General features: G+C 67.5%; 15 protein-coding genes. 10 read left to right on the top strand and 5 right to left on the bottom strand.

Annotation, left to right across the window (positions count from 1 at the left end):
- The first annotated feature begins 73 nt into the window (after positions 1–73).
- The 3 genes from prpF to pbpC all read left to right on the top strand — a co-directional run bounded on the left by prpF (position 74) and on the right by pbpC (position 8,786).
- Positions 74–1,261 (top strand): 2-methylaconitate cis-trans isomerase PrpF, encoded by a 1,188-nt coding sequence (gene prpF, locus ARC78_RS07520; protein ID WP_054658518.1) that lies wholly within the window; start codon positions 74–76, stop codon positions 1,259–1,261.
- A 205-nt stretch (positions 1,262–1,466) separates the two neighbouring features.
- The gene (locus ARC78_RS07515) at positions 1,467–6,350 is read left to right on the top strand and encodes an alpha-2-macroglobulin family protein (RefSeq protein ID WP_057506020.1); all 4,884 of its coding nucleotides are present in this window, start codon (positions 1,467–1,469) and stop codon (positions 6,348–6,350) included.
- A gap of 120 nt (positions 6,351–6,470) precedes the next feature.
- Entirely contained in the window at positions 6,471–8,786 is a 2,316-nt protein-coding gene (gene pbpC / locus ARC78_RS07510; protein ID WP_057506019.1) for a penicillin-binding protein 1C, read from the top strand.
- A 54-nt stretch (positions 8,787–8,840) separates the two neighbouring features.
- On the opposite strand, the gene ARC78_RS07505 is transcribed toward pbpC, so the two are convergent.
- Complete coding sequence (locus ARC78_RS07505) at positions 8,841–9,407, bottom strand: ferritin-like domain-containing protein (protein ID WP_054660439.1); 567 nt, start codon at positions 9,405–9,407, stop codon at positions 8,841–8,843.
- Positions 9,408–9,434: 27 nt separating this feature from the next.
- On the bottom strand, positions 9,435–9,917 hold the full coding sequence (locus tag ARC78_RS07500; protein ID WP_054660441.1) for a peroxiredoxin: 483 nt from the start codon (positions 9,915–9,917) through the stop codon (positions 9,435–9,437).
- Positions 9,918–10,066: 149 nt separating this feature from the next.
- On the opposite strand from ARC78_RS07500, the gene ARC78_RS07495 reads away from it, so the two are divergent.
- Positions 10,067–10,504, top strand: coding sequence for an Hsp20/alpha crystallin family protein (locus tag ARC78_RS07495; RefSeq protein WP_054660443.1), 438 nt, complete (start codon positions 10,067–10,069; stop codon positions 10,502–10,504).
- A 127-nt stretch (positions 10,505–10,631) separates the two neighbouring features.
- Positions 10,632–11,519, top strand: coding sequence for a DnaJ C-terminal domain-containing protein (locus ARC78_RS07490; RefSeq protein WP_057506018.1), 888 nt, complete (start codon positions 10,632–10,634; stop codon positions 11,517–11,519).
- A 74-nt stretch (positions 11,520–11,593) separates the two neighbouring features.
- On the opposite strand, the gene pilH is transcribed toward ARC78_RS07490, so the two are convergent.
- On the bottom strand, positions 11,594–11,977 hold the full coding sequence (pilH, locus tag ARC78_RS07485) for a twitching motility response regulator PilH (RefSeq protein ID WP_054660845.1): 384 nt from the start codon (positions 11,975–11,977) through the stop codon (positions 11,594–11,596).
- A 106-nt stretch (positions 11,978–12,083) separates the two neighbouring features.
- Entirely contained in the window at positions 12,084–13,079 is a 996-nt protein-coding gene (locus ARC78_RS07480; protein WP_057506017.1) for a YhdH/YhfP family quinone oxidoreductase, read from the bottom strand.
- A 141-nt stretch (positions 13,080–13,220) separates the two neighbouring features.
- Between ARC78_RS07480 and hflK the strand changes: the two genes are divergently transcribed.
- The 5 genes from hflK to ARC78_RS07455 all read left to right on the top strand — a co-directional run bounded on the left by hflK (position 13,221) and on the right by ARC78_RS07455 (position 17,953).
- The gene (gene hflK, locus ARC78_RS07475; RefSeq protein ID WP_054659494.1) at positions 13,221–14,324 is read left to right on the top strand and encodes an FtsH protease activity modulator HflK; all 1,104 of its coding nucleotides are present in this window, start codon (positions 13,221–13,223) and stop codon (positions 14,322–14,324) included.
- Complete coding sequence (hflC, locus tag ARC78_RS07470; protein WP_054659496.1) at positions 14,321–15,184, top strand: protease modulator HflC; 864 nt, start codon at positions 14,321–14,323, stop codon at positions 15,182–15,184. The genes hflK and hflC overlap by 4 nt, the downstream gene beginning before the upstream one ends.
- A 79-nt stretch (positions 15,185–15,263) precedes the next feature.
- The gene (locus tag ARC78_RS07465; protein ID WP_054659498.1) at positions 15,264–15,449 is read left to right on the top strand and encodes a DUF2065 domain-containing protein; all 186 of its coding nucleotides are present in this window, start codon (positions 15,264–15,266) and stop codon (positions 15,447–15,449) included.
- A gap of 245 nt (positions 15,450–15,694) precedes the next feature.
- The gene (locus ARC78_RS07460) at positions 15,695–16,987 is read left to right on the top strand and encodes an adenylosuccinate synthase (RefSeq protein WP_054659500.1); all 1,293 of its coding nucleotides are present in this window, start codon (positions 15,695–15,697) and stop codon (positions 16,985–16,987) included.
- Positions 16,988–17,140: 153 nt separating this feature from the next.
- Entirely contained in the window at positions 17,141–17,953 is an 813-nt protein-coding gene (locus ARC78_RS07455; RefSeq protein ID WP_057506016.1) for a hypothetical protein, read from the top strand.
- A gap of 6 nt (positions 17,954–17,959) precedes the next feature.
- On the opposite strand, the gene ARC78_RS07450 is transcribed toward ARC78_RS07455, so the two are convergent.
- Positions 17,960–18,370: a hypothetical protein gene (locus tag ARC78_RS07450; RefSeq protein ID WP_054657886.1), complete on the bottom strand. Its 411-nt coding sequence runs from the start codon at positions 18,368–18,370 to the stop codon at positions 17,960–17,962.
- Positions 18,371–18,414: the final 44 nt, after the last annotated feature.

The following is an 18,414-nucleotide window of genomic DNA, read 5'->3' as shown; positions in this document are numbered from 1 at the left end:
CTCTCGTGGAGGGCGCCGGGCAAGGAGCGTTGTTCCCGTCCGTCCCGTCACCCGCAAGCAAGGAATCCCGAGCATGTCCGCCATCCCCCAGATCCGCATCCCCGCCACCTATATGCGTGGCGGCACCTCCAAGGGCGTGTTCTTCCGTCTTGAGGATTTGCCCGAGGCCGCACGCGTGCCGGGTGTCACACGGGACCGCCTGCTGCAGCGGGTGATCGGTTCGCCCGATCCGTACGGCAAGCAGACCGATGGCATGGGCGGGGCGACCAGCTCCACCAGCAAGTGCGTGATCCTCTCGCCCAGCCGCCAGCCGGGCCATGACGTGGACTACCTCTACGGCCAGATCGCCATCGACAGCGATTTCGTCGACTGGTCCGGCAACTGCGGCAACCTGTCCACCGCCGCCGGCGCGTTCGCGCTGCAGGCCGGCTATGTCGATCCGGCGCGGGTGCCGGCCGATGGCGTCTGCGTGGTGCGGATCTGGCAGGCGAACATCCGCAAGACCATCCTTGCCCATGTGCCGGTCAGCAATGGCCAGGTGCAGGAAACCGGCGACTTCGAGCTGGACGGGGTCACCTTCCCGGCGGCGGAGATCGTGCTGGAGTTCCTTGATCCGGCCGATGAGGGCGAAGGCGAGGGCGCGATGTTCCCGACCGGCAACCTGGTCGATGCGCTGGACGTGCCGGGTGTCGGCACGCTGCCGGCGACGATGATCACCGCCGGCATTCCCACCGTGTTCGTCAATGCCGCCGACCTGGGGTACAGCGGCACCGAGCTGCAGCCGGCGATCAACGGGGACGAGGCGGCGCTGGCGAAGCTGGAGGCCATCCGGGTGGCCGGCGCGCTGCGCATGGGCCTGATCCAGACGCCGGAGGAGGCGCTCACCCGCCAGCACACGCCCAAAGTGGCCTTCGTCGCCCCGGCGGCCGACTACGTTTCCAGCAGTGGCAAGACGGTCGGCGCGGCGGACATCGACCTCAACGTGCGCGCGATGTCGATGGGCAAGCTGCACCACGCGATGATGGGCACCGCCTCGGTGGCCATCGCCACGGCCGCCGCGGTGCCGGGCACGCTGGTGAATCTGGCCGCCGGTGGCGGCCCGCGCGATGCGGTGCGCTTTGGCCATCCTTCCGGCACGCTGGCTGTCGGCGCGTCGGTGACACAGGTTGACGGGCAGTGGACCGTCACCAGGGCGGTGATGAGCCGCAGCGCCCGGATCCTGATGGAAGGCTGGGTGCGGGTGCCCGGCGACAGCTTCTGAGCGACGGCCGCGGCGGCCTGAAGGTGCCGGCGTTTGCCGCAGATGAAAGCCCGGCCTGTTGCCGGGCTTTCCGCTATCCGGGAAGTGCTGTGTCCGGGCGGTAACCGGGCTTTGCTTATACTCGGGCCGACCTCTGGGGAGTATCGCAATGGACAGGAAGGGATCGCCGGGCCGCAGTGTGGGGCACTCGACATGGAAGGGGGTAATGCTGCTCGCGCTGCTGGTGCTGGTGCTGGGCGCATGCAAGCGCAATCCGGCCGGACAGCTGCCCGGCGCCAGCGGCGAGGCGATCCAGGCCACGCAGGAGCAGGTGAAGGGCTTTGCCATGCTGCGGGCCTGGCCGGACCAGAAGGGCGGCGACGGTCTGGCGCTGGCGGTGGAGTTCTCGCGGCCGCTGGTCGGCACCCAGGATTTCGACAAACTGCTGCGTTTTGAAGAGAAGGTTGGCAACGCCGACAGCAGCTGGTCACTGTCCGATGACGGCAAGACCTTGCGCTACCCCTATGTGGAAGCGGCCCGTGAATACACGCTGGTCATCTCGCCGGATCTGCTGGCCGCCGATGGCAGCCGGCTCGGCACCGAGGTGCGGCAGAAGGTGTTCACCGGCGCGCTGGATCCGGCGGTCGGCTTCGCGTCGCAGGGCAGCGTGCTGCCGGCCAAGGACAGCCGCGGCCTGCCGGTGGTTTCGGTGAACGTGCCGGAAGTGGATGTCGAGTTCCTGCGCGTGCGCGAAAAGGATCTGTCGACCTTCTTCGGCCAGTACCAGCGCGGCGGCCGTCGCGGCAGCTGGGAGCTGGACAGCGACTACGGCGACAAGACCCCGCTGTCGCAGCTGGCCGAGCCGGTCTACGTCAACCGCTTCGTGCTGGGCGGCAAACAGAACGAGCGGGTGCTGACCTACCTGCCGATCCAGGACGTGAGGGAGTTGCAGCAGCCCGGCCTGTACTTCGCGGTGATGAAACGCACCGGCAGCTTCGAAAGCGAATACGACACCTCCTTCTTCACCGTCAGCGATATCGGCCTGCACACGCGCGCCTACAAGGACACGCTGTTCGTGCATACCGCCTCGCTGGCCAGCGGTGCGCCGGCGCGGAGCGTGCAGCTGCGCGTGCTCGACGGCAAGGGCGAGGTGGTGCTCAAGGGCCAGACCGACACCAACGGCAATGCGCTGCTGAACTACACCCTCGATGCCGCCCACGTACTGGTGGCCAGCAGTGGCAGCGACACCACCATGCTGCCGTTCAACCAGCCGGCGCTGGACCTGAGCGAGTTCGCGGTGGCCGGGCGCCAGAACGCCAACTTCGATGTGTTCGCCTGGTCCGGGCGTGACCTGTATCGCCCGGGCGAAACCGTGCGGATCTCGGCGCTGCTGCGCGACAACGACGGGCGGATGCTGCGCGGTCCGGCCACGGGCAGCCAGCCGGTATTCCTGCGTCTGAAGCAGCCCGATGGCAAGACGTTCCGCGAAACCCGTCTGCAGCCGGGCGAACAGGGCTATTTTGCGTTCGAACAGGTGATTCCGGCTGAAGCGCCGACCGGGCGCTGGCAGGTGGAGTTCCGCACCGACCCGGCCAGCAAGGACGCGGTGCAGGGCATGACCCTGCGCATCGAGGAGTTCCTGCCCGAGCGGATGAAGCTGGACCTGGGCAGCGCGCAGGCCACGCTCAAACCGGGCGAGCCGCTCAAACTGCAGGCCGATGCGGCCTATCTGTATGGCGCCCCGGCCGATGGCAACCGTTTCACCGCGCGGCTGGCGGTGGCGGTGGAGCAGCATCCGCTGGAGTCGATGCCGGGCTGGTTCTTCGGTGATCCGACCGTGTCGCTGCCGCGCGAAGCCAACGATGTGATCGATACCACGCTGCCGGCCGACGGCAAGCTGCGCCAGGACATCGCGCTGCCGGCCGAGGTGGGCAAGGGCACGCCGGTGGCGGCGGTGGTGTCGGGCAGCGTCTATGAAAGCGGTGGCCGTACCGTGACCCGCACGCTCAAGCGGGTGCTGTGGCCGGCGCCGGCGCTGGTCGCGCTGCGGCCGCTGTTCGATGACAAGGAGGGGGCCGATGCCAACGCCAATGCGCGTTTCGAACTGCTGCGGGTGGATGCCGAGGGCAAGGCGCAACCGGCCAAGGGCCTGAAGGTCACCTTGGTCCGCGAACTGCGCGACTACCACTGGAGCTATACCGACGACCGTTGGGACTACGATTTCACCCGTCGTTTCGAGAACAAGGAAACCCGCACCCTCGACGCCGGCAGCACCGCCATGCGCTTCGATTTTCCAGTGGAATGGGGCGAGTACCGGGTGGATGTGTTCGACCCGGCCACCGGTCTGACCCTGCGTTATCCGTTCCGTGCCGGCTGGAGCTGGGAGGACGACAACCGCGGCCTGGACGCGCGTCCGGACAAGGTGAAGCTGGCGCTGGACAAGACCGCCTACCGCGCCGGCGATACGCTCAAGGTGACGGTCACCCCGCCGCATGCCGGCCGTGGCGTACTGATGGTCGAGAGCGACCACATGCTGTATGTGCAGGACATCGACGCCAAACCGGGCAGCACCTTCGAAATTCCGGTCACCAAAGACTGGGAGCGGCATGACGTCTACGTCACCGCGCTGGTGTTCCGTGGCGGCAGCGCACCGAGCAAGATCACCCCGGCACGCGCGGTCGGCGTGGCGCATGTGCCGATCGAGCGCGGCGACCGTCGGGTGGCGGTGGGGCTGGTGGCGCCTAAACAGATGCGTCCGGAACAGCCGATGACGGTGACCGTCAGTGCGCCGGAGCTGGCCGGCAAACCGGCGCATGTCACCGTATCGGCGGTGGACGTGGGCATCCTCAACATCACCCGTTTCCCGGTGCCCGATGCCCCGGCGCACTTCTTCGCGCAGCGGCGCCTGGGCGTGGATGCCTATGACATCTATGGCCGGGTGATCGAGAGCTTCGAGGGCAACAGCGGCAAGCTGAAGTTCGGCGGTGACATGGCGCTGGCGGCGTTGCCGCAGGCCAAACGCCCGACCGCGCGGGTGCAGACCGTGGATCTGTTCTCCGGGCCGGTGGCGCTCGATGCCAGGGGCAACGCGCGGGTCACGCTGCGGGTACCCGATTTCAACGGCACCCTGCGGGTCTCGGCGCTGGTCTACGCCGATGACCGCTACGGCAACCGCGATGTGGAAACGCTGGTGCGCGCGCCGATCCTGGCCGAAGCGAGCATGCCGCGGGTGATGGCGCCAGGCGACCGCAGCACGGTCACCCTGGACGTGCAGAACTTCACCGGCAAACCCGGCGAGTTCGCGGTCCGCGTGGAAGGTGAAGGTCCTCTGGGCATCGCCGAGGCGAGCCGCAAGCTGCAGCTCGGCGTCGAGGCCAAGAGCACGGTGAGCTTCCCGTTGACCGCGCAGGAGGGCTACAGCGTGGCCAAGGTGCGGGTACGGGTGGAGGGCAACGGTTTCAAGGTGGACCGCCGCTACGACCTGCCGGTACGCGCGGCGTGGCCGCAGGTGCTGCGCTCGCAGACGCGCACGCTCGATCCGCTGGCGGCGGTCACCCTGGACAGCGGATCGGCCAGTGGCCTGATGGCCGGTTCGGTCAACGCCCGCATGCTGGTCAGCGCCCTGCCACCGATCCCGTTCGCATCGGCCTTGCAAGGGGCACTGAACTATCCCTACGGCTGCGCCGAGCAGACCACCAGCAAGGGCTATGCGGCCCTGCTGCTGGATCAGGCCACCTCAAGCATGCTCGGTGCCGACGGGCTCGATGCCAAGGCCCGCAACGAGCGCATGGAAGGTGCGTTCGGGCGGCTGGCCTCGATGCAGGTAGCCAACGGCAACTTCTCGATGTGGGGCAGCGACGACTACATCAATCCGGCGCTGACCCCGTATATCGCCGAGTTCCTGCTCGATGCTAAGGAGGCCGGTTTCGCGGTGCCGGAGAACGTGCTGCAGAAGGCGCTGAACCGGATCAGCGAAGACCTGCTCAGCGGCGGCAACCAGTTCTACGGCCAGGACCGCCGCGATGCGTTGAAATTCGCCAACCAGGCCTACTCCGGTTACGTGCTGGCACGGGTCAATCGCGCACCGCTGGGCACGCTGCGCACGCTGTGGGACAACGAGCGCTCCAAGGCGGTGACCGGCCTGTCGCTGGTGCATCTGGGCGTGGCGTTGTCGCTGCAGGGCGACAGCAAGCGCGGCCAGGCGGCGATCGCGGCCGGCTTCGCCAGGCCGGGCACGGATCGCCCGGCGTGGTTCGGCGACTACGGCAGCCCGCTGCGCGATGACGCGTTGATGATCGCACTGCTGCATGAGCGCGGGCTGGCCAAGCCGGAGTACGACGCACGCGTGGTCAACCTCGGTCGCGAGCTGGATGCGCGCCGCAACAGCGGCTGGCTGTGGCTGAGCACGCAGGAACAGGTGGCGCTGGCACGGCTGGGCAAGGCCTTGATGGCCAACCAGAAGAAGCTGGTGTCCGGTGAGCTGGCCATCGGTGGCAAGGTCGAGAACATCGAGGCGCGCAAGGTGTTCGCGCGCGTGTTCGACATGGCCCAGCTGGCACAGGGCGTGCGTTTCTCGCCGCAGGGTGAGGCGCCGATGTTCGCCAGTCTGGACGTGGCGGGCATCCCGCGGCAGGCACCGGCGCCGGACAACACCCATATCGGTATCGAGCGCAGCTGGTACGGCACCGACGGCAAGCCGTGGACGCCGCGGCCGCTGAAGGAGGGCGAGGCGCTGATTGTGCGGCTGGGCATCACCGCCAACGTCTCCATGCCCGACGCCCTGGTCACCGATCTGCTGCCGGCCGGCCTGGAGATCGAGAACTTCAACCTGGGCGATGCCAAGCAGTGGGCCGACGTGGTGGTGGATGGCGTGGAGATCAGCGACCGCGCGCGTGCGGCCGACGTCAAGCACGAGGAGTTCCGTGACGACCGCTATGTGGCGGCGCTGAATCTCCCACGTGGCGGCAAGGCCCACGTGTTCTATCTGGTGCGCGCGGTCACACCGGGCACCTACACGGTGCCGCCGCCGCTGGCCGAGGACATGTACCGTCCCGACCTGCGTGGCGTGGGCCGCAGCAACCCGACCACGATCACCGTGGTGCAGCCATGAACCGGTTCAACCCCAGCAACAGGCGGAGCGTGAGTGGGCCGAGCCGCTGAGCCGCAGCAACGGGGGAGGCGCGCCCGCTTCCCCCGGACCGGCGCCGTCGTTTCCCGCTGCTGGCCGTGGTTGCGTTGGGGTACGGCGGCACTGCTGGCGTTGCTGCTGGCGCTGGACGTCGCCTTTCCGCCGCCGCTGCCGAAGTCGCGCGACACCAGCACGCTGGTGGTGGCCAGCGATGGCACGCCGCTGCGCGCCTTCGCCGATGCCGAAGGGGTGTGGCGCTATCCGGCCGATGCGAAGAGCGTGTCGCCGCTGTATCTGCAGGCGCTGCTGACCTACGAGGACCGCTGGTTCTGGCGCCATCCGGGGATCAATCCGTGGGCGCTGCTGCGCGCCGGCCGGCAGATGCTGGCCGAGCGCCGTATCGTTTCCGGCGGCTCGACGCTGACCATGCAGGTCGCGCGGATTCTCGATCCGCACACGCGCACGCCGTGGGGCAAGCTCAAGCAACTGCTGCGCGCGCTGCAGCTGGAAGTGCACCTGGGCAAGGCGCAGATCCTGGACCTGTACCTGGAGCGTGCGCCATATGGCGGCACCATCGAGGGGGTCGAGGCGGCCAGCTGGGCTTACTTGGGCAAGTCCGCCGCGCATCTTTCGCAGGCCGAGGCGGCATTGCTGGCGGTGCTGCCGCAGTCGCCGAGCCGGCTGCGCCCGGACCGGCATCCGCAGGCCGCGCAGCGGGCGCGCGACAAGGTGCTCGAGCGCATGGCCGCGCTCGGCGTGTGGTCGGCCGATGAAGTCGCCGACGCGCGGATCGAACCGGTGGTCGCACGTTCGCTTCAACAACCGCTGCATGCCGCCTTGCTGGCGCAGCGCCTGCGCGGTCTGCAGCCACGTGCCGCACAGATCCAGACCACGATCGACAGTGGTCTGCAGCGCATGCTGGAAGAGCGCGTGGCGGCCTATTTCTCCCAATTGCCCGAACGCACGTCGGCCGCCCTGCTGGTGCTGGACAACACCACGCTGGAGGCACGGGCCTATGTCGGCTCGGTGGCGTTTGCCGACAAGCCGCGGCTGGGCCACGTGGACATGGTGCAGGCCTGGCGTTCACCCGGTTCCACGCTCAAGCCGTTCCTGTACGGCATGGCGCTGGATGATGGGCTGATCCATTCGGAAAGCCTGCTGATCGATGCGCCGCAGAGCTTCGGGGGCTACCGGCCGGGCAACTTCGATGCCGCCTTCAACGGGCCGATCGGTGCGGCCAGCGCGTTGCGGCTGTCGTTGAACGTGCCGTCGGTGGACCTGCTCGACCGGGTCGGTCCGGCCCGTTTCGCCGGGCGGCTGGGCAATGCCGGCATCAATCTGCGCTTTCCGCGCGGCACCTCGCCGAATCTGGCCTTGATCCTGGGTGGTACCGGCGCGCGGCTGGAGGATCTGGTCGGCGCGTTCGCCGCGCTCAACCGTGAGGGCATCGCCGGGCGCGTGCGCTATACGCCGGACGATCCGCTGATCGAGCGCCGGCTGGTATCACCGGGGGCGGCGTGGATCGTGCGCGAGATCCTCCAGTCCAACCTGCGACCGGGTTATGGCGTGGGAACCTTCGATACCGGCAGTCGCCCGCCGGTGGCGTGGAAGACCGGCACCAGCTACGGCTATCGGGATGCCTGGGCCATCGGCGGCACCCAGCGTTACACCGTGGGCGTGTGGGTCGGCCGGCCCGATGGCACGCCGTTGCCGGGGCACTATGGCGCGGTCACCGCGTTGCCGCTGATGTTCGAGGTGATCGACAGCCTGCCGCGGCAGTCGGCCGACACCAGCCCCGGCGCCATGCCGGCCAGCGTCAGCGAGGTGGAAATCTGCTGGCCGCTGGGCATCGCCGCCGCGCAGACCCCGGCGGCGATGTGCCAGCGCCGTTTCAAGGCGATGGTGCTTGACGAGGGGGTGCCGCCCACATTCGCCGAGCGCGATGCACGGTTGTGGCAGTCCGGTCGTCTGCGGTTCCAGGTCGATGGCAGCACCGGCCAGCGTCTTTCACCGGGCTGCAAGGCGGCCGGTCCGGTGGAAGAGCGGGAGATCGCGCGCTGGCCGGCGCTGGCGGCGCCGTGGTTGTCGCTGGCGCAACGGCACGCGCAGACCTTGCCGCCGCTTGCGCCGCAATGCGACGGCAATGGCCAGCTGTCCGATGCCGTGCTGCATATCGACGGCCTCAATGACCGGGCCACGCTGGCCCGCGCACCCGGCGCCAGCCACGGCCCACGTCTGCAGCTGCGCGCACTGGGTACCGAAACGGCGGTGGAATGGTTGCTGGACGGCCGCTGGATCGCCCGGACCCAGGGCGCCCGCCCCTTCATGCGCCAGTTCGACGTACCGGGCGAATACACGCTCACCGCGCTGGCCGCTGATGGCGCGTGGACCCGGATCCGTTTCCGGGTCGCGCCGTAGCGGAGTGCGCACAGCGGAGCGGCCTGGGCCACTCCCGCGCGGCATACCGCCTGCTTACTTGCCGACCAAGCCTTCCAGCAGGTCGGCGAAGTCGTCGGCGTGCTCCTCTTCCTGCGCCAGGATGAGCTCAAGCATGCGCTTGGTGGTGGTGTCCTTGTCGCCGATGAAGTTGATCATCTCGCGGTAGCTGTCGATGGCGATGCGCTCGGCGATCAGGTTCTCGCGCACCATGTCGCGCAGATCATCGCCTTCCTTGTATTCGGCATGGGCGCGGGCGGTCAGGGTGTCCGGATTGAGGTCCGGCTCGCCGCCCAGCTGCACGATGCGCTCGGCCAGCATGCCGGCGTGTTCCTGCTCCTGCTGTGCATGCTCGAGGAATTCGGCTTTCACCGAATCGGCAAGCATGCCCTTGGCCATGTAGTAGTGCCGGTAGTAGCGCAGCACGCATACCCATTCGGTTGCCAGCGCGTCGTTGAGCAACTTGATCACCGCGTTGCGATCGGCACCGTAGGACGGGGTGATGGCGCCATCCTCGATGCTCTTGCGGGCGTTGGCGCGCAGGGTTTTGCGGTCGGTGAACCCGGCGGGCTGGACGGACTTGGCGGCGGACGGCTTGCTCATGGCTGGCGGATCCTTCTGTGGGAAAACTTATGTGGGGAGATGGGCGAGGACATGCTCCGCGGAGGAGACCTCGAACTGGCCCGGCTGCTCGATGAAGCAGCTGCGCACCACGCCGTCTTCGATATACAGCGCGAAACGGCGCGAACGCAGGCCCATGCCGGAGCTGCTGGCATCCAGCTCCAGTCCCAACGCGCGGGTGAGCTCGCCATTGCCGTCGGACAGCATCTGCAGGCCATCGGGCACCGACTGGGTCTTGGCCCAGGCCTGCATCACGAAGGCGTCGTTCACCGCCATGCAGTACACCTCGATGCCACGACGGCGGAATTCGTCGAAATGCTCGACGTACCCGGGCAGATGGCGGGCCGAGCAGGTCGGGGTGAATGCCCCCGGTACCGCGAACAGCACCGCCTTGCGGCCATCGAACAGCGCGTAGGTGTCGACCGTCTCCAGCCCTGCGCGCAGGCGCTTGAGGGCTACTTCCGGAATGCGGTCGCCAACGTGGATGGACATGGTTATCTCCTTGCCTGAATTTGAGTTTAGTGGCCGCTGGTGAAGCGCAGCGTCAACGGCTTGAAAAGGCTGTCTTCACACAATATCTGGGGTGCACGGGAACGGCATCGCCATTCCGGCATGTCAGTCCACACTTGCAGGAGGACATCATGAGCATCGTACGTTACCGCCAGTGGCCGACGCAGACCGAGATCCATGATCTGCTGGCGCCGCTGCTGAAAACCGCCGAAAGCGCCGCCCGCGCCAGCACCGCCTGGGTACCGGCCGTGGATATCCGCGAGGAAGCGTCGCAGTTCGTGCTGCTGGTCGATCTTCCGGGCGTGGATCCGGCTGCCATCGACGTGCAGATGGACAAGGGCGTTCTTTCAATCAAGGGCGAGCGCGTGGCCCCGAAGCTGGAGGAAGGCCAGCAGCTTTCGCGCAGCGAGCGTGGCCATGGGACGTTCATCCGCCGCTTCACTCTGCCTGACAGCGTTGACGTGGAGGGGATCGTGGCCAGCAACCGCAACGGCGTGCTGGAGATCCGCATTCCCAAGCGCAGCGAGGCGGCGCCGCGCCGCATCGAGGTCCGTCACGTCGCGGGCTGAGCCGATGTGAGCGGGTTTGCACCGGCGCAGCCGCCGTGGCCCGGTAGAATGGCGCCACGGCGGTTGCCGCATGCATGACGGCCCGTTGCCGAAAGGTGGCGGGCCGGACTTTTTCAGAGGTGGATGGATGGAATTCAAGGATTACTACGCAACGTTGGGGGTCGAGCCCACGGCCGGCGATGCCGAGATCAAGGCGGCCTACCGGCGGCTGGCGCGCAAATACCATCCTGATGTGAGCAAGGAAACCGGCGCCGAGGAGAAGTTCAAGGCCGTCAACGAGGCCTACGAGGCGCTGCGCGACCCGGCCAAACGCCGCGCGTACGACCAGCTGCGTGCGCAGGGCTATCGTCCGGGCGAGGAATTCCACGCGCCGCCCAACTTCGGCGGCGGCCAGGGGTTCGATTTCGAGGAGGTCTTCGGCGGTGGTGGCGCCGGCGGCGGCTTCAGCGATTTCTTCGAAAGCCTGTTCGCCCGCCAGCGCGGCGGCGGCCGTGCCCAGGGGGGCTTCGGGGGCGCCGGGCCGCAGCCGATGCGCGATACCCGCGCCAAACTGTCGGTGCCGCTGGAGGCCGCCTACAAGGGCGACACCTTGCGTATCACCGTGGATGGCCGCCAGCTGGATGTGCGCGTGCCCAAGGGCATCCGTCCGGGCCAGGTGATCCGGCTGTCCGGGCAGGGCAGCGCCGGCGGCAACCTGATGCTGGAAGTGGAGTACGCCGCGCATCCGCAGTTCGAGGTCGATGGCCGCAATATCCTCTACACGCTGCAGGTTACGCCGTGGCAGGCCGCGCTGGGTACCAGCATCAGCGTGCCAACCCTGGGCGGGGCGGTGGAGCTGAAGGTGCCGGCCGATTCGGACAGCGGGCGCAAGCTGCGCCTGCGCGGGCGCGGACTGCCGGGCTCGCCTGATGGCGACCAGATCGTGGAACTGGAGGTGGTTGCGCCGGTGGCCACCAACGACGCCCAGCGCAAGGCGTACCAGAACCTGGCCAAGGCGTTCGGCGAAGCCCCGTAAGCGCGGCGACCCGGTAGGCAGAAAGCACAAAGGCGGGCCAGTGGCCCGCCTTTTGCTTGTCCGCAATCGTGGCTTCAGGCCGGCGGCGGCTCTTCCACGTTGAATACCCGTTCAATCACTTCCGACAGCTCCGCTTCGGAGAACGGCTTGGTGATATAGGCCTTGGCGCCCTGGCGCATGCCCCACAGCCGGTCGGTGTCCTGGTCCTTGGTGGTCACCAGGATCACCGGGATGTGCTGGGTGCTGGCCTCGCGCTTGAGCGTGCGGGTGGCCTGGAAGCCGTTGAGGTTGGGCATCACCACGTCCATGAGCACCAGGTCCGGCAGCACGGATTTGGCCACTTCCACCCCGGCAGCGCCGTCGGTAGCGGTGAAGGTCTCATGCCCCAGTTTCTCGACGATGCGCTGGATGCCCATCAGCTGCGACGGTGAATCGTCGACGATCAGGATGCGTGCCATGTTGTTTCCCCACTTCCATCTTCCCCAAGATGCGGGCGAGTGTAGTGCCGGCCCGGCATGGACGTGAAGCTTTGTGCGTCACGTCCGTGGCGCGGTGCCGGGTTGGTCAGTCCACTCTTACGAGCGTGCGGCCGAAGGACTGTCCGGCCAGCATGCGCTCGAACACCTGCGGAAGCTCGGCCAGGCCCACTTCCCGGCGGCAGATGGTGTCCAGGTGGCGCGGCTTCCAGTCATCGCCCAGGTGCTGCCAGACCTGCTGGCGGATATCGCGCGCGGTTCCGGCCGAGGCTACGCCCAGCAGCGAGACGCCGCGGATGATGAAGGGCATCACCGTCATGGCCAGATCGCCGCTGGCGGCCAGGCCGGCCGAGGCGACATTGCCGTACGGCGCGGTCTGCGCCAGCAGGCTGACCAGCATCGGCCCGCCGACGTTGTCCAGGCCGCCGCCGAAGCGGGCCGATTCCATCGGCCGGGTGGTGGCCAGCGCCTCGCGGCCCAGCACCTGGCTGGCACCCAGGCCGGTCAGATAGTCCGCCGCCTCGGCTTTGCCGCTGATGGCGTGCACCTCGAACCCGGCGCGGCTGAAGATGTCCACCGCCAGCGAGCCGACACCGCCGGTGGCGCCGGTGACCGCCAGCGGACCCTGGGCGGGCGACTGGCGGTTTTCCTTCATCCGCAGCAGCGCCAGGGCCGCGGTGAAACCGGCGGTACCGAGAATCATCGATTCGCGCAGGGACAGCCCGGCCGGCAGCGCGATGACCCACTTGGATTCCAGCCGCACGTACTGGCTGTAGCCGCCGTCCCGGGTTTCGCTCAGGCCGCAGCCGGTGGTGAGCACCAGGTCGCCCTCGCGGAAGGCCGGGTCGGTGGAGGCCACCACTTCGCCGGCCACGTCGATCCCGCCCACCAGCGGGAAGCGCCGCAGGATCTTGCCCTTGCCGGTGCCGGCCAGCGCATCCTTGTAGTTCACCGAGGACCAGCGGGCGCGGATCACCACCTCGCCGGGGCTGAGCTGGTCCAGCGTCAGTGGCTCCAGTCCGGCGCGGTAGCCGGCCTCGTCGTTGTGGATGCGGAAGGCGGAAAAGGGGGCGGACAGGGACATGGCGGTATCTGGACCGGAACGGGGGATGTCCAAGATAGCGGTTGCGAAACGGCGGGTCTGCCCCATCTTGTAGAATCGGGATTCGATTGATGGCCGGTAATCGCGGGTAGTCCGCCGCCGGCCCTGACAGATGGAGCATGCATGGCCTGGAATACACCCGGCGGCAACAGCGGCGATGGCCCTCAGGGCAACCGCAAGCCACGCGGCGGCAATGGGGGAGGTTGGGGCGGCGGAAGCCTGCCCGGACCACTGCGCGACCTGTTCGATGGCGGTATCTGGCGCTGGGTGCTGGTGGCCGTGGTGTTGCTGGTGCTGTTCTCCAGCTTCCAGCTGATCGGCGAACAGCAGCGTGGCGTGGTGCTGCGCTTTGGCCAGTTCTCGCGGATCCTGCAGCCCGGCCCGAATTTCAAACTGCCGTGGCCGATCGAATCGGTGGCCAAGGTCAACGCCACCCAGATCAAGACTTTCAGCAGCAACGTGCCGGTGCTGACCCGTGACGAGAACATCGTCAATGTCGCGGTCAACGTCCAGTACCGGGTCGACGATCCGCGCCAGTATCTGTTCGGTACGGTCGATGGCGACCAGGTGCTGGAGCAGTCGGCGCAGAGCGCGGTGCGTGAGCAGGTCGGCCGTGCCGATCTGAACACCGTCCTCAACAACCGCGGCCCGCTGGCGGTGGTTGCCGAGCAGCGGCTGCAGGCCGCGCTCAAGGCCTACAACACCGGCCTGAGCGTCACCGGCCTGACCCTGCCCGACGCGCGTCCGCCGGAAGAAGTGAAGCCGGCATTCGACGAGGTCAACGGTGCCCAGCAGGTCAAGGAACGCCTGATCAACGAAGCCCAGGCCTACGCCGCCAAGGTCGTGCCGGAAGCGCGTGGCCAGGCCTCGCGGGCCCGTACCACGGCCGAAGGTTACAAGCAGGCGATGGTCGCCCGCGCCGAAGGTGACGCGCGCCGCTTCAGCCTGCTGCAGGCCGAGTACAAGAACGCGCCGGAAGTCACCCGCAAGCGCCTGTGGCTGGAAACCGTGCAGCAGGTGCTGTCGGAAAACCGCAAGGTCATCGGTGGCGACGGCCGCCAGCTGATCTACGTGCCGATGCCGGCCGACGCCGCCAAGGCGTCGGGCAATGCGCCGCAGCTGACCCCGGACATGGTGGTGCCGGCGTTGCCGTCGGCCACCGAGAGCATTCGCAATGCGGACCGTTCGGTCTCGCGCTCGGCAAATCGTGAGGAGGCCGGTCGATGAAAAGTTCGTTTGGAATCGGCCTGCTGGTCGTTGTGCTGCTGGGTCTGCTCGGCTCGGTCTACGTGGTGCGGGAAGACCAGACCGCGATGGTGCTGAACCTGGGCAAGGTGGTGCGCTCGGACATCAAGCCGGGCCTGCATTTCAAGGTGCCGCTGGTGGAAACGGTGCGGGTGTTCGATCGCCGCTTCCAGGTGCTGGACACCGCGCCGGCGCGTTATTTCACCGCCGAGCAGAAGGACGTCAGCGTCGACTTCTTCGCCATCGGTTACATCTCCGATGTGCGCTCCTACTACCGCGCCACCGGCGGTGACGCCAAGGTGGCCAACGCCCGTCTGGCGCCGATCATCACCGACTCGCTGCGCAACCAGATCAACTCGCGCACGCTGCAGCAGCTGGTGTCCGGTGACCGCAGTGAGCTGATCGCCGGCCAGCTCAAGAGCATCAACGAGGCGGTCAAGCCGCTGGGCATGCAGATCATCGACCTGCGCATCAAGCAGATCGACCTGCCCACCGACAGCCAGGTGATCACCGACGTGTACGAGCGCATGCGGGCGCAGCGCAAGCAGGAGGCCGCCAAGCTGCGCGCCGAAGGCGAGGAGCAGTCGCTGACCATCCGCGCCCAGGCTGATCGCGAAAGCACGGTGATCGTGGCCGAAGCCGAGCGCGATGCGCAGCAGCTGCGCGGTGAGGGCGATGCCCAGGCCGCAGCGATCTACGGCAAGGCCGGTTCGGCCGACCCGTCGTTCTACGCGTTCTACCGCAGCCTGGAGGCCTACCGCGCCTCGATGACCGACGGCAACGGCGTGATCGTGCTCGACAAGAACGACCCGTTCCTGCAGTACATGAAGAACGATCGCTGAGGCGGTTCCCACGCGTCACCCTGACGGGGATCGGGCACTGCCCGGTCCCCGTTTCTTTACGGGCGGAGGATAGAGAGCGATGAAAGACCTGTTGGCCGCGTTGTGTCTGGTGGCGGTGATCGAGGGGCTGTTCCTGTTTGCCGCCCCGGCCGCGTGGAAGCGCATGGCCGAACAGTTGCTGGACGCCCCGCTGCCGGCGCTGCGGCGGATGGGCGCAATCGCGCTGGCGGCGGGGTTGGTGATGCTGTGGTGGCTGCGACACTGAACCCCCACCGGCCGGTGCCGTCATCCTGAATGTGCAGGGGTGGTAGCTGCGCGGCAAAACCCGGATAATCCACAAAAGCCGGTCGGGCCCTCCAGTTGATGGAATGCCAGACGCGGCTTTTTCCGTGTATGGCCTTGGTGTTTGCCGGATGCTCCCCGATGGAGCCTCCCCGTGGCGAACAGGCTTGGACCACACGACCCCGTCCGCGGCCCCGATGGCCGCAGCAAACTCAGGAGTCACCCGTCATGGGTCAATCAGTTGTTGTTCTCGGCGCCCAGTGGGGCGATGAAGGCAAGGGCAAGATCGTCGATCTGCTGACCGAGGAAATCGGTGCGGTCGTGCGTTTCCAGGGCGGCCACAATGCCGGCCATACCCTGGTCATCAACGGCAAGAAGACCGTCCTGCACCTGATTCCGTCCGGCATCCTGCGCGATGACGCGCTGTGCCTGATCGGCAATGGCGTGGTGATTTCCCCGGCGGCGCTGAAGAAAGAGATCGAGGAGCTGGAAGCGGCCGGCGTTGAAGTGCGCTCGCGCCTGAAGATCTCCCCGGCCGCGCCGCTGATCATGCCGTACCACATCGCGCTGGATCAGGCCCGCGAGAAGGCCGCCGGCGGCAAGGCGATCGGCACCACCGGTCGTGGCATTGGCCCGGCCTATGAAGACAAGGTGGCACGCCGCGGCATCCGCATCGCCGACCTGCACTATCCGGAACAGCTGGCCGAAAAGCTCAAGGCCGCGCTGGATTACCACAACTTCGTGCTGACCCAGTTTCTGGGTGTGGAAGCGGTCGATTTCGACACCGTCTACCAGGAAGCCCTGGCGTTCGGCGAATACGTCGAGCCGATGAAGTCCGACGTCGCCGGCATCTGCCATGACCTGCGCAAGCAGGGCAAGCGCGTGCTGTTCGAAGGCGCGCAGGGCGCACTGCTGGACATCGACCACGGCACCTACCCGTACGTCACCAGCTCCAACACCACCGTCGGTGGCGCGCTGGCCGGTGCCGGTGTCGGCGCCGATGCGATCGACTACGTGCTGGGCATCGCCAAGGCTTACGCCACCCGCGTCGGCGGCGGTCCGTTCCCGACCGAGCTGGACGATGAGATCGGCCAGGGCATCCGTGACCGCGGTGCCGAGTACGGCGCCTCCACCGGCCGTCCGCGCCGTTGCGGCTGGATGGACATCGTCGCGCTCAAGCGCGCCGTGGCTATCAACGGTATCTCCGGCCTGTGTATCACCAAGCTGGACGTGCTCGACGGCATGGAGAAGCTCAAGGTCTGCATCGCCTACGAATACCGCGGCAAGCGCACCGAATATGCTCCGCTGGACGCGCAGGGCTGGGAAGAGTGCACGCCGGTGTACCTGGAGTTCCCGGGCTGGAGCGAGAACACCCACGGCATCACCGAGTGGGACAAGCTGCCGCCGGCCGCCCGTGCCTACCTGCGCGCGCTGGAAGAACTGGCTGGTTGCCCGATCTCGATCGTGTCCACCGGTCCGGACCGCGACCACACCATGATCCTGCAGGATCCGTGGGGCTGAGCAGCGTCCGCGATGAGTGAGAAAAGGCCCCGCATTGCGGGGCCTTTTTGTTGCAGCCGTACATCGTCCACGGATCTGACGGATTGGTTAGGTGGCTGGTATCGCTTCCGGCAACCCCCGTTTTCGGCGATGCTGGATCGGCCGGGAGGGCCCATGGACACCACAGACACCGCTGCCGCCAGCATCATCACCGCCACATCGCCGGAGACGGGTGTGCTGCCCGAACGTCCGTCCAACTGGTCGCCGATACCGGATGTCGCCGCCGGTGAGCGCTCCTGGGTATTGAGCCTGTGGCGGCGGATCTGCCACGAGCCGACCCTGATGTTCTCCACGGCCTACCTGCTGGTGGCTTTTCTCGGGCTGTGGTCGAGCTGGTGGTTCTACCAGGGATTCGGCATCGCCATCCTCGATTACCTGCAGGCCAGCGATTTCCTGGTGGCGGGATTGCGGGATCCGGCCTACATCCTGCTGTTTGTCTGTGGCGTCTTGCTGGCGGTGCTGGTGACTTGGCCGGATACCGTGCGCCGGCGTCATCCGCACTACATCGAAGCCCTGCGTGTCCGGCACTGGTGGGCGCGGATGGTGTTCGCACGCTCGCGCCTGATGAGCTGGGATGGAGTGGGCATCCATCCGGTGACGGGGGTCAGTCTGGTGGTGGTGTCATCGATGCTGCTGGGCAGCGCTATCTATATGCAGGGCAAAGGGGAACTGCTGCGGGAAGGCAAGCGCGGCGCCCCGCTGCGCGTGCATCTGATCGGTGAGGCGGCGCCGCAGGCCGGCGAGGCGCGACTGCTGGGCACCAGCAGCGCCTTTGTCTACCTGTGGTGGCCGGCGCAACGCCGGGCCGAGGCCGTGCCCATCACCTCGGTGCGGCAGCTCCAGGCAATGCCGCTGAAGCCGCGGCCGGCGGTGAAAGCCGGGCCGGCAGCAGGTCTCCGGCCGCAGCCTTTGCCCGCAACGCGCTGAGGTGACTCAGGGCTGGTCGAGCGGTGTGCCGTTGATGCGCCGTTCGACGATTTCCAGCAGGGTCGGGGTGCTCACTCCGAACGAACCGGCGCGACCTTCGTCAAACGCCTCGCGCCACTGCCCATAGCCCTCTTCGTAGGCTGGATCCGGCGTGCGCTGGGCGATGAAGCGCAGCTGGCTGCGCTCCAAGGTCTGGTCGGTCACCGGCGCGTGGGCGAGCTTGGTCATGAAGCCGCTGGGCAGGCCCGGGTGGCGGATTTTCAGGGCATCCAGAGTCACGTGGTAGATGTTGCCGCCACCGAGCGGATGCTGGTCGATACGGTTGATCAGCAGCGTGGGCTGTTCGCCGGCATGCCGGCCCTGGCAGGCCCACAGCTGGCCGACGGCGAAATGGTTCGGAGTGGGGGACTGGGTCATGGGGTGCAGGTCCGCAGGCGGAGAAGCTCGATCATGCCGCCAAT

It is taken from the genome of Stenotrophomonas pictorum JCM 9942, assembly GCF_001431585.1.
Lineage (GTDB): Bacteria > Pseudomonadota > Gammaproteobacteria > Xanthomonadales > Xanthomonadaceae > Stenotrophomonas > Stenotrophomonas pictorum.
This window is presented reverse-complemented; position numbering and strand designations above follow the sequence as displayed.